We start from the raw sequence: 20,487 nt of genomic DNA, 5'->3' as shown, positions 1-20,487 counted from the left end.
GGGGACGGTACACTATGCGGAATCGCATCGTCCACTTAAGGGAGTGCGTGTGCGCGCGGACGCCAGGCGGAACCTGGACAAGCTCGTCGCTGCGGCGGCCGAGGTCATGGCCGAGCGCGGCGTCGGTGTCCCCATGGAGGCCGTGGCCAGGCGCGCGGGGGTCGGCGTCGGCACGCTCTACCGCCGTTTCCCCGATCGCAACGCCCTGATCGTGGCCGTGGGCGATCACTACGTGCACACGATGGCGCAGGCGCTGGACGAGGCCGGGCGGCGCGCACCGGACGCGTGGAGCGCGGTCCGCGCGTTCGTCTCCTGGGCGGCGGAGCCCGGCCGGGCCGCGCTGGCCACGGCGCTGGCCGAGCTGCCTCAGGAGGCGATCGCGGACCGTGCGGAGTTCGCGCGGGCGCGCGAGCAGTGGGTACGGCAACTCGGTGACCTCGTGAGCAGGGCGCAGGCCGAGGGCTCGATGCGTACGGACGTCGGCGTCGACGACCTGATCCAGCTGCTCAACGTCTTCACCTGCCATCCCGGCACGCTGCCGGAGCCGGTCGCCGCCGACCCCGGGAGATACCTGCGCCTGATGCTCGACGGCATGACGGCCGCCGCGGCCACGCATGCCCTGCCCGGTTGAGACGATTCAATTCAATCTTGATTGCCGCTATGATGGCCGGGTTCACGGTGGGCGGCATCTGGCCGTCCCGCCGACAGGCAGCGGTTTCTGCACGGTGGCCGCGTCCGCGGACCACCTCCGAGTAGCGGCTCATGCTCTTACAGCGGCACGGCCTCGTGAGGATCGATGGCGACCAGGAACATCAAGGAGGTCGCGCAGCTGGCGCGCGTCTCGGTGGGCACGGTGAGCAATGTGCTCAACCGCCCGGAGATCGTGTCGCCCGCCACCCGCGAACGCGTCTTCGAAGCGATCAAGAAACTGGGGTTCGTCCGCAACGAGGTGGCCCGCCACCTGCGGGTGGGCCGCAGCCGCACGGTCGGGCTCGTCGTGCTCGACGTGGCCAACCCGTTCTTCGTGGACGTGGCCCAGGGCGCCGAGTCGGTGGCCGACGACCACGACACGATGGTGGTGCTGTGCAACAGCGCCGGTGACGCCGGTCGCGAGCGCCGCCACCTCGACCAGCTCGAACAGCAGCGGGTGATGGGCATCCTGATCACCCCCGTCGAGGCGGAGACGCCCTGGCTGGAGGAGCTGGCCGCCCGGGGCACTCCCGTGGTGCTGGTCGACAGCCCGGCCACCGGGCTGCAGTGCTCGGTGGCGGTCGACGACCGGCTGGGCGGGCAGATCGCCGGCGCGCACCTCATCGAGCGCGGGCACCGGCGCATCATGTTCGTCGGCGGGCCGATGTCGGTCAAACAGGTCGCCGACCGGCACGCGGGCGTGGCCGGGGCGGTGGCCGCCGCCGGCGGCGGCGCCGAGCTGCTCACCGCCACCGCCCCCACGCTGACCGTCGCCGAGGGGCGGGCCATCGGCGAGCGCATGGCGGAGCTGCCGGCCGCCGAGCGGCCCACGGCGGCCTTCTGCGCCAACGACATGATGGCACTCGGCCTGCTCCAGGCGATGGCCACGCACGGCCTGCGCGTGCCCGACGACCTGGCCATCATCGGTTATGACGACATCGATTTCGCCGCCGCGGCCGCGGTGCCGCTGTCCTCGGTGCGGCAGCCGCGCGAGCTGCTGGGGCGCACGGCCATCGACTTACTGCTCGAAGAGGTGGCCGAGCCGGAGCAGCACCGGCACCGGCAGGTCATCTTCCAGCCCGACCTGGTGATCCGCGAGTCCAGCGCGCCCTGTCGCCCTCAGCCCTGAACCGTTTCATCCTGCGGCTGGGCCCTGGCGCCCGCCGCCGCACGGCCCGTACGTCCCGGCACCCGGTACGCGGCGCCGCGACCTCGGAAGGAGCCCTCCTTGACCGAGCTCTACCGTAATGCCCTGGCCTGCCAGGAAGACCTGGCGGGCTTCCGCATGGAGGGTGACGGGGTCACCTCCTTCCCCCGGGGCCGGATGCGTCTGGAGAGCCGCAGGCCGCCGTCCGACGGCCAGGCGGCCAACGTCGTGCTGTGGTGCCCCGCGGACCTGCCCGCCGACGTGCGGATCGAGTGGGACTTCCTGCCGATCAGGGAGCCGGGCCTGGCCATCATGTTCTTCCACGCCAGGGGCAGGAACGGCGCCGACCTCTTCGACCCAGACCTGGCCGCCCGCACCGGACCCTACGAGCAGTACCACCACGGCGACATCGACGCCTATCACGTCTCCTACTTCCGCCGCATGTGGGCGTCGGAGCGCGCCCTGCACACCTGCAACCTGCGGAAGAGCCACGGGTTCCACCTGGTCGCGCAGGGGCCCGACCCGCTGCCCCCGGTGCTCGACGCCGACGGCCCGTACGCGATGCGCATCGACGTGCGCGGCGGCGAGGTCACGTTCTCGGTCAACGATTTGGTCTCGTTCCGCTGGGCGGACGACGGTGCCGTGGGCGGGCCTGCCCTGGCAGGAGGCAAAATCGGGTTCCGGCAGATGGCACCGCTCATCGGCGAGTACGGAAATCTCCGGATTTCGCGTCATTGACTTTGAGTCGATTCAACACTAATTTCGCAACACCACCGGGGTTCACCCTCCCGTAACGGCGGGGGAACCACGGCGCAACACTCCGCCCCCGTGTCCGCGCACACGCCGTCAGAAGGTGCTGCGGGATGAGCCATCCAGCCATGTCAATGAAGGTTCAAGCGGTCTGCTCAGAGATCTTCTGGGCGGCCAGGATCAACCTGATGTGGATCGCCTTCACCCTGCTCGGCGGCGTGGTCCTCGGACTCGGGCCCGCCACCGTGGCCGCTTACACCGTGGCACGTCGCCATGCTCGGGGTGAATCGATTCATTGGGGGGACTTCTGGAACGTCTACCGGCGGGAGTTCGTCCGCGCCTCGTTGCTGATCCTCCCCGTCGCGGTGCTCGCCACCGTGCTGATCGGCAACTACCTGTACCTGTCCGCCGCCGGGCCGAGTATGGGGACGTTGCGGATCGCGACCTTCGTGGCGCTCATCGCGCTGGCCGGTGTGGGGGCTTACGTCGGGCCGCTCTACGTGCACTACGACCTTCCGCTGTGGGCGTACTGGCCCAAAGCGACACAGCTAGCGCTCATGCGTCCGGCTTCGTCCGTGCTGTTGCTGCTAGTGCTCTCGTCCATCGCCTACGCGACCGCGGTGCTGCCCGTCCTGGCGCCGGTGGTCGCCTTCGGCGCGTGGATCTACCTCAACACGTGGCTCTGCCAGCGCTTCTTCGAGGAGAACGAGGCGCGACTGCATTCGAAAGGGAACTCATGAGCGCATCCCGTCGCCGGCGGCTCCTTGCCGGTGTGTTAACGCTAACGGTCGCTCTCACCGCCTCCGCCTGCTCCGGCGGTGACGCGCCCCAGACGGACCCCAACACGATCACCTTCATGTCGAAGCTGTTCGGCACCGCGCCGGATCCCAAGGGCGAGATGCAGCAGGCGATCGAGAAGTTCCTCGGCAAGAAGCTCCAGATCACCTGGGTGCCCAACGCCGAGTACACCGAGAAGCTGAACGTCACGCTCGCCTCGGACGACATCCCGCAGGTCATGGTCGTGGACCCGCACCTGCCGGCGTTCGTCAAGGCCGCCCAGGCCGGAGCGTTCTGGGATCTGACCGACAAGCTGGACAAGTACCCGAACCTCAAGCCCGCCGACGCGCAGACGGCGCTCAACTCCTCCATCAACGGCAAGATCTACGGCCTCTACCGGATGCGGCCGCTGCTGCGCTCCGCGGTCATCATCCGCAAGGACTGGCTGAAGAAGGTCGGCCTCGACGAGCCCGAGACGGTCGACGAGCTCTACGAGATCGCCAAGGCGTTCACCGAGAAGGACCCCGACGGCAACGGCAAGAAGGACACCTACGGCCTCGTCATCCCGAAATGGCCCGGCAACTACGCCAGCGCCAGCCCGTACGACGTGATCGAGACCTGGTTCGGCGCCCCGAACGGCTGGGGCGAGCGCGACGGCAAGATCGTGCCGGGCTTCGACACCCCCGAGTTCATCGAGGCCAACCGGTGGCTGAAGAAGATGGTCGACGGCGGCATGGTCAACCCCGACTTCGCCACCCTCGACGCCGCCAAGTGGAACGACCCGGTCCACCAGAACAGGGGCGGCATCATCATCGACGTCAACATCCGCTCCAGGCAGTGGCTCGACCTGTTCTACGAGGACGACAAGGAGACCTACGGCGACAAGGTCACCATGGTCGGCAACCTCAAGCGCTCCGACGGGAAGAAGTTCTCCTACCCGTTCACCGGCTACGCCGACTCCCTGGCCGTCTCCAAGCAGAGCGTGCGGACCGAGGCGGAGCTCGACAACGTGCTGAAGACCCTCGACAAGCTGGCGACCAAGGAGGGGCAGGTCCTGCTCTCCAACGGCATCGAGGGCCGCAACTTCAAGGTCGAGAACGGCGACACCGCCGCGCTGATCAACGAGGACGACCCCGCGGTCAAGAGGATCCAGAACGACGTGGACGACGCCTTCATCCAGCTCAGCACCAAGGGTGACGTGTCCATCGGCGGGATCGCCTACCAGCGTGTGCCGTCGGGGGAGCCGTACCAGGAGATGCTCAAGCTCCAGAAGGAGCTGGTGGAGGAGGATCTCAAGACGGCCGTGCACAACGTGGCGCTGCCCGTGGTCTCGCCCACCGCCGTCGCGAAGGGCGCGCAGATCGACACGATCATCTCGGACGCCCGGATCAAGTACCTGTCGGGCACCTTCACCGAGGAGCAGCTGAAGGCCGAGATCAAGCGCTGGTACGACAGCGGCGGCACGCAGGTGGCCGCCGAGATCAACGACCTGGTGTCCAAGCTCGGGCAGTAGACGTCGCGCTGAGAGGCCCGGGGCCGGCGCGTCCCGGGCCTCTTACATGAAAGGAGGCCGCTGTGGCCACCGACCTGGCGCCGCCTCCCCCGAAGGCGGCCACCAAGGCGAAGAAGCGGAGGGCCGGCAAGGTGCCGCTCCGCGCGGCGCTGGCGCGCTATCGCTGGCTCTACCTGATGCTCCTCCCGGGTGTCGCCTATTTCGCGATCTTCAAGTATCTGCCGATGTACGGCGTGACGATCGCGTTCCAGGACTTCCTGCCCTTCCTCGGTTACTCGGGCAGCCCCTGGGTCGGCTTCAAGCACTTCGAGGACCTCTTCTCCGGCCCCGACTTCGGCCGACTGATGTTCAACACGCTGTTCCTGGCGTTGCTGCACATCGTCATCGTCTTCCCTGCGCCGATCATCGTCGCGCTGATGCTGAACGAGCTGCGTGTCAGCTTCGTCAAGCGGTCGGTCCAGTCGCTGATCTACATCCCGCACTTCCTGTCCTGGACGATCGTGGCTTCGCTGACGTACCTGCTGTTCGCGGCGGACTTCGGCGTGATCTCGGGATGGATCCGCGACCTGCTGGGCGACACCGCGAAGGTCGACTACATGGCGCAGGAGGAGTGGTTCCGGCCGCTGATCATCCTGCAGCAGCTGTGGAAGCAGACCGGCTGGGGCACGATCATCTACCTCGCCGCGCTGGCGGGCGTTGACCCCAACCTGTACGAAGCCGCCCGCATGGACGGCGCGGGACGCTTCCGCCAGCTCTGGCACGTCACCCTGCCCGCGATCCGCCCGACGGTCGTCGTGATGGCGATCCTCGCGTCGGGCAACCTGCTCGACTCCGGTTTCGAGCAGATCTGGCTCATGACCACCTCGCTGAACCGCTCGGTGGCCGACGTGTTCGACACCTACGTCTACTACGCCGGCATCACCCAGGGCGCCATCAGCTACTCCACCGCCGTCGGCCTGTTCAAGGGCGTGGCAGGCGTCATCCTGATCTTCGGCTCGAACTGGCTGGCCAAGCGCCTCGGCCAGCGTGGACTGTTCTAAGGAGCCCCGGCATGTCGACCATGACCGAGACCAAGGCCACGCAGCCGGTCAACAACAACAGCTCGCTCGGCAGCCGCGCGTTCGACACCCTCAACGTCGTCGTGCTCGTCGGACTGGCGCTGATCACGGTGCTGCCGCTGCTCTACGTGCTGGCCGGATCGTTCGCGGGCGAGGCGGAGATCTCCTCGCGCCCGTTCTTCCTGTGGCCGGAGAAGTTCGTCACCGAGTCGTATGCGTACATCTTCGCCACCGACACGTTCATCCGCGCCCTGCTCACGACCGTCGTCGTGACGGCGGTCGGCACGGTGGTCCAGCTGCTGCTGACCTTCACCATGGCCTACCCGCTGGCCAAGCGGTACCTCCCGGGCAGGACGCTGGTCCTGAACCTGGTCATCTTCACCATGGTCTTCTCCGGCGGCATGATCCCCACCTACCTGGTGGTGCGTGACCTGGGGCTGCTCGACAGCTACTGGGCGCTGATCCTGCCGCTGGCGATCAACCCGTTCTACCTGATCATCGTCAAGAGCTTCTTCCAGGAGCTGCCCCAGGCGCTGGAGGAGGCGGCGCGCATCGACGGCTGCAACGAGATGGGCGTGTTCTTCAAGATCGTCCTGCCGTTGTCCAAGCCGGTCATCGCCACGTTCTCGCTGTTCTACGCGGTGGCCATCTGGAACGACTACATGTCGCCGTTGTTGTACATCACCGATCCGGGCAAGTGGACGCTGCAGATCCTCGTACGCCAGCTGACCAGCACCGACGCCGCCACCGCCCTGTCGCAGATGGACCGGACCTGGGTGCCGCCCGAGCAGGGCCTCAAGTTCGCCGTCGTCGTCATCGCGACCCTGCCGATCCTGTTCTTCTACCCGTTCCTGCAGAAGCACTTCGCCAAGGGCGTGCTGATCGGGTCGGTCAAGGAATGAGCCGCCCGCTCCACCAGCACGGAGCGGCCGACGACGGCCACGTCTGTTTCCGCGGCGCCGACGAGGTGGCCGCGATCGTCGCCGAGCGACCGAAGGAGATCACATGACCGAGCTCCGCTGGCTGGACCGGCCGGGTGAGGAGGGAACGACCTGGGGGGTCCCGTGGCCGCGCGGCACGGTGGCGCGGGACGCGCCGTTCGCCCTGGCCGACGACGCGGGCCGCGAGGTGCCCGTGCAGAGCTGGGTGACCGCCACCTGGCCCGACGGCTCGGTCAAGTGGTCGGCCCACGCCATCGGGGCGCAGCAGGACGTCGCGCGGGCGTACCGGCTCGAACCGGGCCGTGAGCCCGCCGTGCCCGGGACGGCCGTCACGGTCGCCCGCGAGCGCGGCGGGCTGGTCGTGAGCACGGGCGTGGTCACCTGGGAGCTCGGCGGCGGGACGGTCGCCCGCTCGATCTCGCGCGGGAGCCGCGAGATCGCCAGGAACGTCCGCCTGGTCAGCCTCCGGCAGGGTGAGCCCACCCCCGACGAGGACGGCGCCGTGGCCCGCGAGCCGGGCGAGGGCGTCGTGGAGAGCGTCACCGTCGAGCAGGACGGCCCCCTGCGCGCCGTCGTGCGGCTGGAGGGCCGGCACGGCGACTGGCTGCCGTTCACCGTGCGCCTGTACTTCCACGCCGGCGCCGAGCAGGTGCGGATCATGCACACGTTCGTCTACGACGGCGACCCGGAGCGGGACTTCCTGGCCGGGCTCGGCCTGCGCGCCGACGTGGTCATGCGCGATCAGCCGCACGACAGGCACGTACGGCTGGCCGGTGCGGAAGGGTTCCTCACCGAGGCGGTACGCGGCCTGACCGGCCTGCGCCGCGATCCCGGCGAGCACGTACGCCGGGCGCAGGTGGAGGGCAGGCCCGTCGGGGAGATCGCCCCCGAGGTGGCGAGCCGACTGCACCTGATCCCCGCCTGGAACGACTACACCCTCGACCAGACCTCGGCCGACGGCTACACGCTGCGCAAGCGCACCGCGCAGGGCCACGCGTGGGTGACGATCCCCTCGGGGACGCGCTCGGGCGGCTACGGCTACGTCGGCGGCGTCAGCGGCGGCCTCGGGTTCGGCCTGCGCGACTTCTGGCGCCTGCACCCCACCCGCCTCGACGTCGGGAACGCCGCCACCGGCCTGGCCACCGCCACCGTCTGGTTGTGGTCGCCGTCCGCGCCGGCCATGGACCTGCGCTTCTACCACGACGGCATGGGCCAGGACACGTTCGCCGAGCAGCTCGAGGGCCTGGAGATCACGTACGAGGACTACGAGCCGGGCTTCGGCGACGCCCACGGCGTGGCGCGTACGCACGAGCTGACCCTGCGCGCTTACGACGCCACCCCCTCCGCCGCCGACCTGGCCGCGCACGCGGCCGCGATGAACCGGCCTGGCCTGCTGGCCGTGACGCCGGAGCGGGCGCGCGAGGCGGGCGTGTTCGGCGTCTGGGAGCTGCCCGACCGCTCCACGCCCGCGCGCGCCCGGATCGAGGACCGCCTGGACTTCCTGTTCGACCTGTACGTGCGCGAGCGCGAGCAGCGCAGGTGGTACGGGTTCTGGGACTACGGCGACGTCATGCACACCTACGACCCCGACCGGCACACCTGGCGGTACGACGTGGGCGGGTACGCCTGGGACAACTCCGAGCTGTCGCCCGACCTGTGGTTGTGGCTGCAGTATCTGCGCACGGGACGCGCCGACGTCTTCCGCTTCGCCGAGGCCATGACCCGCCACACCGGCGAGGTCGACGTCTACCATCTCGGCAGGTGGAAGGGCCTGGGCAGCCGGCACAACGTGCAGCACTGGGGCTGCAGCTGCAAGCAGTTGCGCATCTCCAACGCCGCCTACCGCCGCTTCTATTACTACCTGACCGCCGACGAGCGCACCGGCGACCTCATGGACGAGCTGAGCACGCCGGAGGAGACGTTCCTGGCGATCGACCCCACGCGCAAGGTCCGCGAGGACGTCTACACCCCCGACCCGGCCGGGTTGTCGGTCGGCCTGGGCACGGACTGGGGGTCGCTGGCGGCGGCGTGGCTGACCCGGTGGGAGCGGCACGGCGACGAGCGGGCCAGGGACCGGCTGCTGGGCACGATGGCCGACATCGGGGCGATGCCGCGCCGGTTCCTGACGGGCGAGGGCCGGCTGAACCTGGAGACGGGCCGCTTCGACACCTCGCGGGACCAGATCTCCGTCTCGCACCTGTCGTCGCTGTTCGGGTTGCCGGAGATGTGCGCGGAGCTCATCGCGCTCGACCTCGGCGTGCCGGGCTTCGAGGAGGCGTGGCTGGAGTACTGCCGCCTCTATCTCGCCACTCCCGAGCAGCAGGAGGCCGAGGTGGGCCGGCGGCTGAGCGGGATCTCGCTGATCCAGGCGCACAGCAGGCTCACCGCGTACGCGGCGGCGCGCACCGGCGACGCCGGGCTGGCCGCGTGGGCGTGGCGCAAGTTCCGCCTCGGCGAGGGTGATCAGCTCAACCGCAACCCGCTGCAGCACCAGGAGAACTGGGAGCTGACGCTGGTCGACGGTCCCGGGGTGCCGTCGCCGGTGCGCGAGGCGCCGTTCGTGTCCACCAACAGCGCGGCGCAGTACGGCCTGGCCGCGATCGGCAACCTGGCCCTGATCGGAGAGCACCTGGCAGAGGGTTAACCAGGGGTGGGGCCCCTGCGGGGGCCCTACACTGATCCGTATGCATACTCCCGATTGATCGGCGTCGCACGCCCCAACCCTCGTTTCCTAGCTCGGGAGTGTTCCGCCATCATGATCATCGCCAGTGATATCGAGCTGCGCGCGGGCGCGCGGCTGCTCATCGAGAAAGCCACGTTCCGGGTCAATCCCGGCGACAAGATCGGGCTCGTCGGCCGCAACGGCGCGGGCAAGACGACCCTGACCAAGGTGCTGGCGGGCGAGGGGTTGCCCGCGTCCGGCGCCGTCACCAGGTCCGGGAGCGTCGGCTACCTCCCTCAGGACCCGCGCACCGGCGATCTGCAGGTGCTGGCCCGCGACCGCATCCTGTCGGCGCGCGGGCTCGACGAGGTGTTCCGCAAGCTGCGTGAGGCCGAGCTCGGCATGTCCTCCGCCGACGACCGCACGCGCGAGCGGGCGGTGAAGCGGTACGGCCGCCTCGAAGATCAGATGCACGTGCTCGGCGGCTACGCGGCCGAGTCGGAGGCCGCCTCCATCGCCTCCAGTCTCGGCCTGCCCGACAGAGTGCTCACGCAGCCTCTGCAAACGCTTTCCGGCGGCCAGCGCAGGCGCGTTGAATTGGCGAGAATTCTTTTCAGCGGAGCGGAAACTCTCCTTCTCGACGAGCCGACAAACCACCTAGATGCTGACTCAATCGGGTGGCTTCGTGATTTTTTGCGATCTCATCAAGGCGGCTTGGTGATCATCAGCCACGACGTCGGGCTTCTTGAAGCCACGGTCAACAAGGTCCTGCACCTCGACGCCAACCGCTCGGTGATCGACCACTACAACGTGGGCTGGACGGCCTACCTCGCCCAGCGCGAGACCGACGAGAAGCGCAGGAAGCGGGAGCGGGCCAACGCGGAGAAGCAGGCGGGCGCGCTGCTGGCGCAGGCCGACAAGATGCGCGCCAAGGCCACCAAGGCCAAGGCCGCCCAGGACATGATGCGGCGCGCGCACCGGCTGCTGGCGGGCACGGAGGAGGAGCGCCAGAGCGACAAGGTGGCCAGGCTGCGCTTCCCCGAGCCGCAGCCGTGCGGGCGCACCCCGCTCACGGCCGAAGGGCTGTCCAAGTCGTACGGCTCGCTCGAGGTCTTCACCGACGTCAACGTGGCCATCGACCGAGGTCACAGGGTCGTCATTCTGGGTCTCAACGGCGCGGGCAAGACCACGCTGCTCCGCCTGCTCGGCGGCATAGAAACGCCCGACACCGGCGAGATCAGGCCCGGTCACGGCCTCAAGATCGGTTATTACGCCCAGGAGCACGAAACCCTCGACAACGACCGCACGCTCCTGGAGAACATGCGCTCGGCCGGTGGCCAGTTCACCGACACCGAGCTGCGCAAGGTGCTCGGCTCGTTCCTGTTCTCGGGAGACGACGCCGACAAGCCGGCCGGGGTGCTCTCCGGCGGCGAGAAGACCCGGCTCGCCCTGGCCATCCTGGTGCTTTCGAGCGCCAATGTGCTGCTTCTCGACGAGCCGACGAACAACCTCGACCCGGTCAGCCGCGAGCAGGTTCTCAACGCTCTAAGGTCATATTCAGGGGCAATCGTCCTAGTCACACATGACGAGGGTGCCGTTGACGCCCTGTCACCGGATAGGGTGATCTTGCTACCTGACGGAACTGAAGACGCATGGAGCGACGAATTTTCCGATCTTGTGGCACTTGCCTGATCTTAATTTGAGTGGGTACGGATCTTTTCCCGTGGAGTAGGTAGCCGATCCCGCTGAAATGACTGATCATGGCGGAGTAACGCTGCGGAAGTCCGGCACTACAGGAGGTACTCGTGGCCGAGACACTGAAGAAGGGCACCCGGGTCACCGGGGCCGACCGGGAAAAACTGGCCGGCGATCTCAAGAAGCGCTACGCCCAGGGCGAGAGCATCCGCGCCCTGGCCGCTTCTACCGGCCGGTCCTACGGGTTCATCCACCGCATCCTTAGCGAGTCCGGCGTGACTCTGCGCGGGCGCGGCGGGGCGACCCGGGGCAAGTCCAAGCGCTGACGGCCGCCTCGGAACGTGCGACCGCAGCCGCTCGTCCCTTGACAGCCGACGTCGCGCCCGGGCCAGAACGACATTCTGTAGGCTCGGGCGCGACGGTCAGCACTCTGCGGCGCACCCTGTGCGCGGCCGGGACACGAGGAGCGGGCGATGGCGGAAGCGCGGGCGCAACAGCGCGGGGGGTATGCGGAGGACGCCTCGGCCGGGAATCCGGCGGACGGCGGGCTCCGATTCGAGGTGGACGGTGAGATAGCGACGATCACGCTGGACCGGCCGGAAAAGCGCAACGCCATGACGTTCGCGACATGGTCGGCGCTGGCTCGCATCGGCGAGAGCCTGCCGGAGCAGGTGCGCGTCGTCGTCGTGAAAGGTGAGGGACCGTCCTTCTCGGCAGGAATCGACCTGCGAATGTTCACACCAGAGGGGGTGCCCGGACAGGGCTCGTTCAGCTCGGCGGCCGCTGCTGACGCCGCCACCTTCGAGCAGCGCTTGCAGCAGGCTCAGGCGGGATACCTGTGGCTGCGCCGCCCGGAGATCGTTTCCATCGCCGCCGTGCGGGGGCACGCGATCGGCGCTGGGTTCCAACTGGCGCTCGCCTGTGATCTGCGGATCGTCGCCGACGACGCCGCGTTCTGCATGAAGGAGGCCGCGCTGGGTCTCGTGCCCGACCTGACCGGCACCAAGCCGCTGGTCGAGCTGGTGGGCCTGGCCAAGGCGAAAGACCTGTGCCTGACGGCCAGGGTGGTGCGCGCGGACGAGGCCGTGCGGATCGGCCTCGCGGAAAAGGTGGTCACGGGGAGCGACCTCGACCAGGCCGTACAGGACAAGATCGCGGAGCTGCTCGCCGTCAACCGGGACGCGGCCGCCGCGACCAAGCGACTCCTCCAGGGGGCGCAGGGCCGTTCCCTGGAGGAGCAGTGCGCGGCCGAGGGGGCCGAGCAGGCGGCCCGGATCAAAGCCCTCTTCGGCTGAGGCGAGGCCACCAGGGCAGGGGTGCCGGACGGACCCTGCGAAGCCCCCGGATTACGCGGTGAGCTGACTCGGGAATCCTCATGCGCCATGGTGGCGCTGTGCCGGGGGGAGGACCCCGAATGGCGATGATGGGCGGGGGCTTCGGCCCCGGTGTGATGGCGTCCCTGCGGCGCGACGACTCGGTGACCAGGCAGCGGCTGCGGCCCGGCACCGTGCGGCGCATCGCGCGCTACGCCGGGCCTTACACCAGGCAGTTCGTGGCGTTCCTCGTGCTCGTCGTGCTGGGCGCGGTGATCGTGATCGCCAACCCGCTGCTGATGAAGGCGATCATCGACGACGGCATCCTGCCCAAGCGGACCGACGTCGTGGTCGGGCTGGCCGTGGCGATCGCCGTGCTGGCGGTGGTCGACGCCGGTCTGACACTGGTGCAACGGTGGTTCTCGGCGCGCATCGGCGAGGGCCTGATCTTCGACCTGCGCACCGAGGTCTTCGACCACGTGCAGCGCATGCCGGTGGCGTTCTTCATGAGGGCCCAGACCGGCGCGCTGGTCAGCAGGCTCAACACCGACGTGATCGGCGCCCAGCGGGCGCTGACGAGCACGTTGTCGTCCGTGGTCTCCAACGTCGTCAGCCTGGTCCTGGTGCTGGGCGCGATGCTGGCCCTGTCGTGGCAGGTCACCCTCGTCGCGCTGGTGCTGCTGCCGATCTTCATCGTCCCCGCCAAGTTCGTGGGCCGCCGCATGTCCGCGCTGACCCGGGAGCAGATGCAGCTCGACGCCGAGATGAGCTCGGTCACCACCGAGCGGTTCAACGTGGCGGGCGCGACGGTCGCCAAGCTCTACGGCCGGCCGGAGGACGACGCCGAGGTGTTCGGCAGCCGGGCCGCCAGGGTCCGCGACGTGGGCGTGACCGTCGGCATGTACGGCACCGTGTTCAGGGTCGCCCTCGGGCTCGTGGCCGCGCTGGCCACCGCCCTCGTCTACGGCATCGGCGGCGTGCTGTCCGTCTCGGATGTGTTCGAGCTGGGCACGCTGGTGGCCCTGGCCGCCCTGCTGATGCGCCTGTACGGCCCCCTGACGTCGCTGTCCAACGTGCACGTGGACGTGATGACGGCCCTCGTGAGCTTCGACCGGGTCTTCGAGATCCTCGACCTCGAGCCCATGGTGGCGCAGCGCCCCGGCGCCGTGCCGGTGCCCGAGGGGCCGGTGACGATCGAGTTCGACGACGTGCGCTTCCGCTATCCGGCCGCCGAGGAGGTCTCGCTGGCCTCGCTGGAGTCGGTGGCCCGGCAGGACACCGGCCCGTCCCACCCGGTGCTGAAGGGCGTCTCGTTCCGGGCCGAGCCGGGGCAGCTGATCGCCCTCGTCGGCCACTCGGGGGCCGGCAAGACGACGATGACCTCGCTGGTCTCCCGCCTCTACGACGTCGACGAGGGCGCGGTCAGGATCAACGGGCTCGACGTGCGCGACGCCACGCTCGACTCCTTGCGCGACACCGTGGGGGTGGTCATGCAGGACGCTCATCTCTTCCATGACACGATCGCGGCCAACCTCCGCTATGCCAGGCCGGGGGCGGGCGACGAGGAGATCTGGGAGGCTCTCAGGGCCGCGCAGATAGGAGACCTCGTGGAGGGCCTGCCCGAAGGGCTGGAGACGGTCGTGGGCGATCGCGGCTACCGGCTGTCCGGCGGCGAGAAGCAGCGCCTCGCGCTGGCCAGGCTGCTGCTCAAGGCGCCGCGCGTGGTCGTGCTCGACGAGGCCACCGCCCACCTCGACTCCGAGTCGGAGGCGGCGGTGCAGGTGGCGCTGAAGACCGCGCTGGAGGGCCGCACCTCGCTGGTCATCGCGCACCGGCTGTCGACGATCAGGGAGGCCGACGAGATCCTCGTCATTCATGACGGCCGCATCGCCGAGCGCGGCCGGCACGACGAGCTGCTGGGGCGCGACGGGTTCTACGCCGAGCTCTACCGCACCCAGTTCACCTCTTCTTCAGGTAGCCCAGCCGCTTGAGCTCCTCGCGGGCGACCTTCTCCACCAGCTTGACGTCGTCGCGTCCGAGCCGGGAGGTGTGGGCGCCCGGCTTGGGGACGCCGGGGTCGTACAGCACGACCTTGGACACCCGCGTCTCCAGGAACTCCGTGAGCGTGGCCACCGACTGCGGCGGCCTGAGCACGAGGTCCTCGTAGCGCAGCGTCAGGAGCTGCTCCTCGGGCAGTGTCCTGCGCAGCTCGGCGCTGACCCGCACGGCGCTGCGCCAGCGCAGCGCGCTCTTGCCCGCGTCCGGCATGTCGCGCCACCGGTCGAGGTGCTCGTCCTTGCTGACGCCGAAGAACGCGTTGGGGAACTCGGTCTGGCCCGTCAGCATCGCCGGCTTGAACCAGGCCAGGCACGCCGGATCGGCCAGCATGCCGGCCACGGCGTCCCTGCCGTCGCGGATGAGCTGCACGAACCGGGCGTCGGGGAACGCCTGGAGCAGCACGGGGACGCTGTAGAGCAGGTCGGGGCTGCCGTCGCCGAACCGGTTGACGTCGCCGGTGCTCACGCAGGGGCCGGTGCCGATGACGCCGCCCGCCTCCCTGCACGGCTCGGCGCACTGGCCGCACGAGCGGGGCAGCACCTGCCACGACTCAGCGAGGGCGTCACGCATGACGCGCACGGCGCCGGACGTGGCGGCGAGCGACGGTTTGCGGGCGAAGGCGTACACCACGTGCGCCACGCTCGCGCGGCCCATCGTCACGTGGAAGCCAGGGGATCGTTTCAGGGCGCGGGCGAGCAGATCCGTACCGGAATGCGGGGCTCCGAGCAGGAAGACCGGCCGGCGGACCTTGATGCCGTTGACCACGAGGATGTGGGGCGGAAGTCGCATACGACAGGTAAGTGTGGCACCGTTTGGCACGTGAACGAGCCAGTGCCGCATCGGTGCTCACCGGAGCAGGCATGTAAGGAGTTGGTCGATGCAGCCAGGTGACACCGTCGCGATCGTCTCGCCGTCAGGCCCGCCCAACGCCGTGATGCTCAGGCGCGGCGTCGAGCGCCTGGAAGCGCTCGGGCTGAAGGTGGTGGTCGGCGCCCACGCGCTCGACCGCCAGGAGCTCGACTACCTCGCGGGCAGCGACGCGGCCAGGGCCGCCGACCTGCAGGCGGCCTGGTGCGACCCGGCCGTCTCCGCGGTGTTCTGCTGCCGGGGCGGCTACGGCGCCGCGCGGCTGCTCGACCGGCTCGACTGGAACGCCATGCGGGCGGCGGGCCGCAAGGTCCTCGTCGGGTCCAGCGACATCACGGCGCTGCACAACGCGTTCGCCGTCGAGCTGGGCGTGCCGACCCTGCACGGGCCGATGCCCGCCTCCCAGATCATGGCCGACGAGAAGCGGCCGGAGCCGCAGAGCTGGGAGAGCCTGCGGGCGGCGCTGTTCGGCGCGGGCGGCCCTGCGCACGACTACCGGGTGCACGGCGACCGGGTGCTGGTGCCGGGGCGGGCCGAGGGCGTGCTGTCCGGCGGTAACCTGTCGCTGCTGGCCTCCATGTGCGGCACCCGGTGGCAGCCGTCGTTCCAGGGCAGAATCGCCTTCCTGGAGGACGTGACCGAGGAGCCCTACCGGATCGACCGCATGCTGACGCAGTTGTCGCAGGCGGGCGTGTTCGAGGGTGTGCGGGGCATCGCGCTCGGCTCGTGGGTCGACTGCGGCGATCCCTATCCGGTGCTGCGCGAACGCCTGGCGCCGCTGGGGGTGCCGGTGGTGGCGGGGTTGCCCGTGGGTCACGGGTCGCCACAGATGAGCGTGTGGCTGGGAGCGCTTGGTGTTATCGATACCGAATCGTGCTCCCTGGCTGGTCGGATCGGCGAGAAGGAGCAGGCAAGGTAGAGGGACGAAACCGACAGAAGGGACACGGCGCGTGAATTTGTTCGGGCGCGACCGCGAACCCTCGCGCCGGCCGGTCGAGGACGTCGACCTCGATTCCCTGCTCGCACTCGTCGCGGAGTCCCTCGGATACTCCTTCGAGTTCGCCCGCGACGGAGGCTCCGTGAGGCTGGCGAGCGCCGCGGGCCCGGGCGCCGGGGGGAGCGGGCAACTGGTCGTCCGGCTCACCGGGCTGCGGCGCGAGGCCGCGCGCAGAGCCAGGGAAGACTGGCCGATGCTGGTCTCCGAGCACCTCGCGCACGCCGTCGCCACCGCCGGCGACCGGCTCGACGTCTGCGACCTGGAGCAGGCCAAGCCGCTGATGCGCACCCGGGTGGAGTCCGTCGACGAGGTGAGCGACCTGACCCGCGTGGTGGGCCGCCACCTCAACGCCGACCTCGTGGAACTGCTCACCATCGGCACGCGGGCCGTGCGCCCCGAGGAGGCGGGCTGCTGGCCAGTCCCGCCGGCGCGGGCCCTCGACCTGGCCGTGGCCAACGTGCGGCGCGAGGAGCGGCTGCTGGTCGAGAGGATCGAGTTGTCGGGCACGCCGGTGACCCGCCTGACCGCGGCCACCCCCGCCGCGGCCACGCATCTGCGGTGGCTGGGCTCCTACCTGCCCGTGCCCGCCGACGGGGCGCTCGTGGTGCTGCCCGACCCGTACACCCTGCTCGTCCATCCGGTCGACGGGATCGGGGTGGTGCGGGCCATCGAGCGGCTGCGGGTGCACGCGGCCCGCACCGACGGGCTCAGCGCGCAGGTCTACTGGTGGCACCGGGGAGCGCTGACGCTCATCAAGGCCGACATCGTGCTGCAGAGCGGCCACGCTCGCCTCGTCGTGGCGCCGCCGCCGGAGTTCGCCGAGGTCCTGGCCCGCCTGGCGGTCTGACCCCTGCTCCGATGCCCTTGGCCGGGCCACCCGCCGCTGAGCCCGAACGCGATCGGAGTCTGGTCGCGCGCCGTTGAGAGCCCGAACGCGAGCGAAGTCTGGTCGCGCGCGTTCAGAGCCCGAACGCCGCCGTCACCCGATCGGCCAGGGCGTCCTCGGTCATCGTGCCGTCGACCTCGACGACGGCCAGCCCCAACCTGTGTGCCTCCCCGGCGAGGCGTTCCGTGAACATCCGGTCGCGTTCGAGCAGGTTGCGCAGCGCCCTTTCCGGATCGCCCGTCCTCCCGGCGGTCTGCCAGAGCGAGCCGCGGCTGTGGAACGCGGCCCGGCGGAACTCCGGCGCCGGGAGCAGCCAGACGGCGTGACGCGCCACGGCCAGCAGGGGCTGCACCAGGTGCGGCAGCAGCCGGAAGCCCTCGGCGACCACGGGAGCTCCGGCGGGCAGCCGCAGGAGGTCCTCGACGATCAGGTCGAAGCCCTCACCCCGGAACCAGTGGAACGTCTCCAGCATGGTCTCGGGTGACCGGTTGACCCACCGCTCGTCCATGTCCATGGCCATGAACGCGTGCAGGTGCGGGCACTCCCCGGGCGTGCTCCTGGCGGCGTGATCCGGCATCACGTCGTCGGTGGCGTACAGGCGCAGGCCGTGCCGGTCCGCGAGGCGGCGGGCGACGGTCGACTTGCCCGCGCCGCTCCCGCCGCCGATCCAGTAGACGTGACGGAGCCGGGCGCGCAGCGCCGCCACGCGGGCGGCGCCGCCGGGCCGTTCAGGTCGCATGCATCCCCCTCCGGGACCGTCCCGTGCAGGCCGGGCGCGCTACGGACGGTCCACGTACTCGCGCAGGTGCAGCGCGGTGAGCGAGGAGCCGGTGGCGACCAGCTCGCCGGGGGTGCCGGAGAACACGACCTGGCCGCCGTCGTGACCGGCTCCCGGGCCCAGGTCGATGATCCAGTCGGCGTGGGCCATGACGGCCTGGTGGTGCTCGATCACGATGACCGTGTTGCCGTCGTCCACCAGGCGGTCGAGCAGGGCGAGCAGCTGGTCCACGTCCGCCAGGTGCAGCCCCGTGGTGGGCTCGTCCAGCACGTACGTGGTGCCGTTCCGCGCCATGTTGATGGCCAGCTTGAGCCGCTGCCGCTCGCCGCCCGACAGCGTGGTCAGCGGCTGCCCGAGCCCGATGTAGCCGAGGCCGACCGAGGCCAGCCGGTCGAGGATCGTGCGGGCCTGGCCGGTGGTGAAGAAGTCGCGGGCCTCGGCCACCGGCATGGCGAGCACCTCGCTGATGTTCTTGCCCCGCAGCGTGTACGTCAGCACCTCCGGCGTGAACCGCCTGCCCTCGCACTCCTCGCACACCGACGCCACCTCGGCCATCATCGCCAGGTCGGTGTAGATGAGCCCGATGCCCTTGCACTTCGGGCAGGCGCCCGCGGAGTTGGCGCTGAACAGGCCCGGCTTGACGCCGTTGGCCTTGGCGAACGCCGCGCGGACGGGGTCGAGCACCCCCGTGTACGTGGCCGGGTTGCTCCTGCGCGAGCCGCGGATCGGTGACTGGTCGGCCACCACCACGCCGTCGCGGCCCGCGACGTAGCCGTGGATCAGCGAGCTCTTGCCCGACCCGGCCACGCCGGTGACCACCGTCAGCACGCCCAGCGGCACGTCCACGCTCACGTCGCGCAGGTTGTGCAGGGTGGCGTTCCTGATCGGCAACTGCCCGGACGGCCTGCGGACCTCCTCGCGCAGGCCGACCCGGTGGCCGAGGTAGCGGCCGGTCAGCGTGCCGGAGGCGCGCAGCCCGTCGAGGTCGCCGTCGTAGCAGAGTTGCCCGCCGGTCGCGCCGGCGCCCGGGCCGAGGTCGACGACGTGGTCGGCGATGGCGATGGTCTCCGGCTTGTGCTCGACGACGAGCACCGTGTTGCCCTTGTCGCGCAGCTGGAGCAGCAGGTTGTTCATCCGCTGGATGTCGTGCGGGTGCAGGCCGGCCGTCGGCTCGTCGAAGACGTAGGTGACGTCGGTCAGGCTGGAGTTGAGGTGGCGCACCATCTTGACCCGCTGCGCCTCGCCGCCCGACAGCGTGGACGACTCGCGGTCGAGGCTGAGATAGCCGAGACCGATCTCGACCAGCGAGTCGAGTGTGGACAGCAGCCCGTCCAGAACCGGGCCGACGGCCTGGTCGCCGATGCCGCGGACGAAGGCGGCCAGGTCGTTGATCTGCATGGCCGAGCACTCGGCGATGTTCCTGCCGTCGATCCGGCAGGAGAGGGCGGCCTCGTTCAGCCGGGAGCCCGCGCAGGACGGGCAGCGGATCAGCTTGACCGCCCGGTCGGCGAACGCCCGCGCCGACGGCTGCATCGACTCGCGGTCCTTGGCGAGATAGGCGCGCCTGACCCGGGTGACGAGACCCTCGTAGGTGAAGTTGCTGGAGCCGTACCTGAGCTTGGTCGGCGGCTTGTGGAGGAGGTCCTCCCACTGCTCGGGGGTGAAGTCTCCCAGCTTGACGGCGGGGTCGAACAGGCCGGATCCGGCCACGACCTGCCACGGCCAGCTGTCGACCGCGTAGCCGGGGACCTTGATGGCGCCGTCGTTCAGCGACAGCTCCCTGTCGACCAGTTCGTCCACGTCGATGTCGGAGGCCTTGCCCAGCCCCTCGCACTCGGGGCACATGCCCTCGGCCATGTTGAAGCTGAAGGCGCTGGCCGAGCCGGCGTGCGGCTCGCCGAGCCGGCTGAAGAGGATGCGCAACATGGTGTGCGCGTCGGTGGCCGTGCCCACGGTCGAGCGGGCGTTGGCGCCCATGCGCTCCTGGTCGACGATGATCGCCGCGCTCAGGTTGTGCAGCGCGTCGACGTCGGGGCGGGCCAGGCTCGGCATGAAGGCCTGGATGAACGCGGTGTACGTCTCGTCGATCAGCCGCCGGGACTCCGCGGCGATCGTGTCGAAGACGAGCGAGGACTTGCCGGAGCCTGACACTCCGGTGAAGACGGTGAGACGCCGCTTGGGGATGTCGAGGGAGACGCCCTTGAGGTTGTTCTCCCTGGCGCCACGGACCTGGATGTGGTCGTGGCTGTCAGCGGCGGAGTGATCGCGATGCTGGACGGCGCTTGCCTGCTGGCTGGAGAGCACGGAACCCTTCCATCGTCGGCCGACTGTTTATGCTGTAAGGGGATAGCTGGG

The 20,487-nt window shown here is 69.8% G+C and carries 17 protein-coding genes; 14 read left to right on the top strand and 3 right to left on the bottom strand.

The window, feature by feature from the left end; genetic code table 11:
- Positions 1-49 precede the first annotated feature (49 nt).
- The 12 genes from E1292_RS07140 to E1292_RS07080 all read left to right on the top strand — a co-directional run bounded on the left by E1292_RS07140 (position 50) and on the right by E1292_RS07080 (position 14,537).
- Positions 50-631, top strand: coding sequence for a TetR/AcrR family transcriptional regulator (locus E1292_RS07140; RefSeq protein WP_132593272.1), 582 nt, complete (start codon positions 50-52; stop codon positions 629-631).
- 165 nt (positions 632-796) lie between these two features.
- On the top strand, positions 797-1,819 hold the full coding sequence (locus E1292_RS07135; protein WP_132593270.1) for a LacI family DNA-binding transcriptional regulator: 1,023 nt from the start codon (positions 797-799) through the stop codon (positions 1,817-1,819).
- A gap of 99 nt (positions 1,820-1,918) precedes the next feature.
- Entirely contained in the window at positions 1,919-2,575 is a 657-nt protein-coding gene (locus E1292_RS07130) for a DUF1961 family protein (protein WP_132593268.1), read from the top strand.
- 125 nt (positions 2,576-2,700) lie between these two features.
- Positions 2,701-3,327, top strand: a complete 627-nt coding sequence (locus E1292_RS07125; RefSeq protein WP_246089970.1) for a YesL family protein — start codon at positions 2,701-2,703, stop codon at positions 3,325-3,327.
- 116 nt (positions 3,328-3,443) lie between these two features.
- Positions 3,444-4,877: an extracellular solute-binding protein gene (locus E1292_RS07120; protein ID WP_220446710.1), complete on the top strand. Its 1,434-nt coding sequence runs from the start codon at positions 3,444-3,446 to the stop codon at positions 4,875-4,877.
- Between the two features lie 62 nt (positions 4,878-4,939).
- Positions 4,940-5,917 (top strand): ABC transporter permease, encoded by a 978-nt coding sequence (locus tag E1292_RS07115; RefSeq protein WP_132593264.1) that lies wholly within the window; start codon positions 4,940-4,942, stop codon positions 5,915-5,917.
- Between the two features lie 11 nt (positions 5,918-5,928).
- Positions 5,929-6,837, top strand: coding sequence for a carbohydrate ABC transporter permease (locus tag E1292_RS07110; RefSeq protein ID WP_132593262.1), 909 nt, complete (start codon positions 5,929-5,931; stop codon positions 6,835-6,837).
- Positions 6,838-6,940: 103 nt separating this feature from the next.
- Positions 6,941-9,520, top strand: coding sequence for an exo-rhamnogalacturonan lyase family protein (locus E1292_RS07100; RefSeq protein WP_132593260.1), 2,580 nt, complete (start codon positions 6,941-6,943; stop codon positions 9,518-9,520).
- 111 nt (positions 9,521-9,631) lie between these two features.
- Positions 9,632-11,230 carry an ABC-F family ATP-binding cassette domain-containing protein gene (locus tag E1292_RS07095; protein ID WP_132593258.1) on the top strand — a complete coding sequence of 533 codons (1,599 nt, stop codon included), beginning with the start codon at positions 9,632-9,634 and terminating at the stop codon, positions 11,228-11,230.
- Between the two features lie 113 nt (positions 11,231-11,343).
- Positions 11,344-11,559 (top strand): helix-turn-helix domain-containing protein, encoded by a 216-nt coding sequence (locus tag E1292_RS07090; RefSeq protein WP_125642298.1) that lies wholly within the window; start codon positions 11,344-11,346, stop codon positions 11,557-11,559.
- Between the two features lie 147 nt (positions 11,560-11,706).
- A complete protein-coding gene (locus tag E1292_RS07085; protein WP_132593256.1) occupies positions 11,707-12,528 on the top strand; it encodes an enoyl-CoA hydratase/isomerase family protein in 822 nt (273 codons plus the stop codon).
- Positions 12,529-12,647: 119 nt separating this feature from the next.
- Positions 12,648-14,537 (top strand): ABC transporter ATP-binding protein, encoded by a 1,890-nt coding sequence (locus E1292_RS07080; RefSeq protein ID WP_132593254.1) that lies wholly within the window; start codon positions 12,648-12,650, stop codon positions 14,535-14,537.
- Here E1292_RS07080 and E1292_RS07075 read toward each other — a convergent pair.
- Complete coding sequence (locus E1292_RS07075; protein WP_132593252.1) at positions 14,506-15,393, bottom strand: sulfotransferase family protein; 888 nt, start codon at positions 15,391-15,393, stop codon at positions 14,506-14,508. The genes E1292_RS07080 and E1292_RS07075 overlap by 32 nt on opposite strands.
- A gap of 88 nt (positions 15,394-15,481) precedes the next feature.
- Here E1292_RS07075 and E1292_RS07070 point away from each other — a divergent pair, with 88 nt between their 5' ends.
- Positions 15,482-16,390 (top strand): S66 peptidase family protein, encoded by a 909-nt coding sequence (locus tag E1292_RS07070; RefSeq protein ID WP_132593250.1) that lies wholly within the window; start codon positions 15,482-15,484, stop codon positions 16,388-16,390.
- Between the two features lie 31 nt (positions 16,391-16,421).
- Positions 16,422-17,315, top strand: coding sequence for a hypothetical protein (locus E1292_RS07065; protein WP_132593248.1), 894 nt, complete (start codon positions 16,422-16,424; stop codon positions 17,313-17,315).
- 112 nt (positions 17,316-17,427) lie between these two features.
- Here E1292_RS07065 and E1292_RS07060 read toward each other — a convergent pair whose 3' ends face one another.
- Both E1292_RS07060 and E1292_RS07055 read right to left on the bottom strand, forming a co-directional pair.
- Positions 17,428-18,093 carry a hypothetical protein gene (locus tag E1292_RS07060; protein WP_132593246.1) on the bottom strand — a complete coding sequence of 222 codons (666 nt, stop codon included), beginning with the start codon at positions 18,091-18,093 and terminating at the stop codon, positions 17,428-17,430.
- 39 nt (positions 18,094-18,132) lie between these two features.
- On the bottom strand, positions 18,133-20,436 hold the full coding sequence (locus E1292_RS07055) for an ATP-binding cassette domain-containing protein (protein ID WP_132593244.1): 2,304 nt from the start codon (positions 20,434-20,436) through the stop codon (positions 18,133-18,135).
- Positions 20,437-20,487: the final 51 nt, after the last annotated feature.

This window comes from Nonomuraea deserti, assembly GCF_004348685.1.
GTDB classification, from domain to species: Bacteria; Actinomycetota; Actinomycetes; order Streptosporangiales; family Streptosporangiaceae; genus Nonomuraea; species Nonomuraea deserti.
The sequence above is the reverse complement of the archived record's forward strand: the minus strand, read 5'-3'. Positions and strand labels throughout refer to the sequence as shown.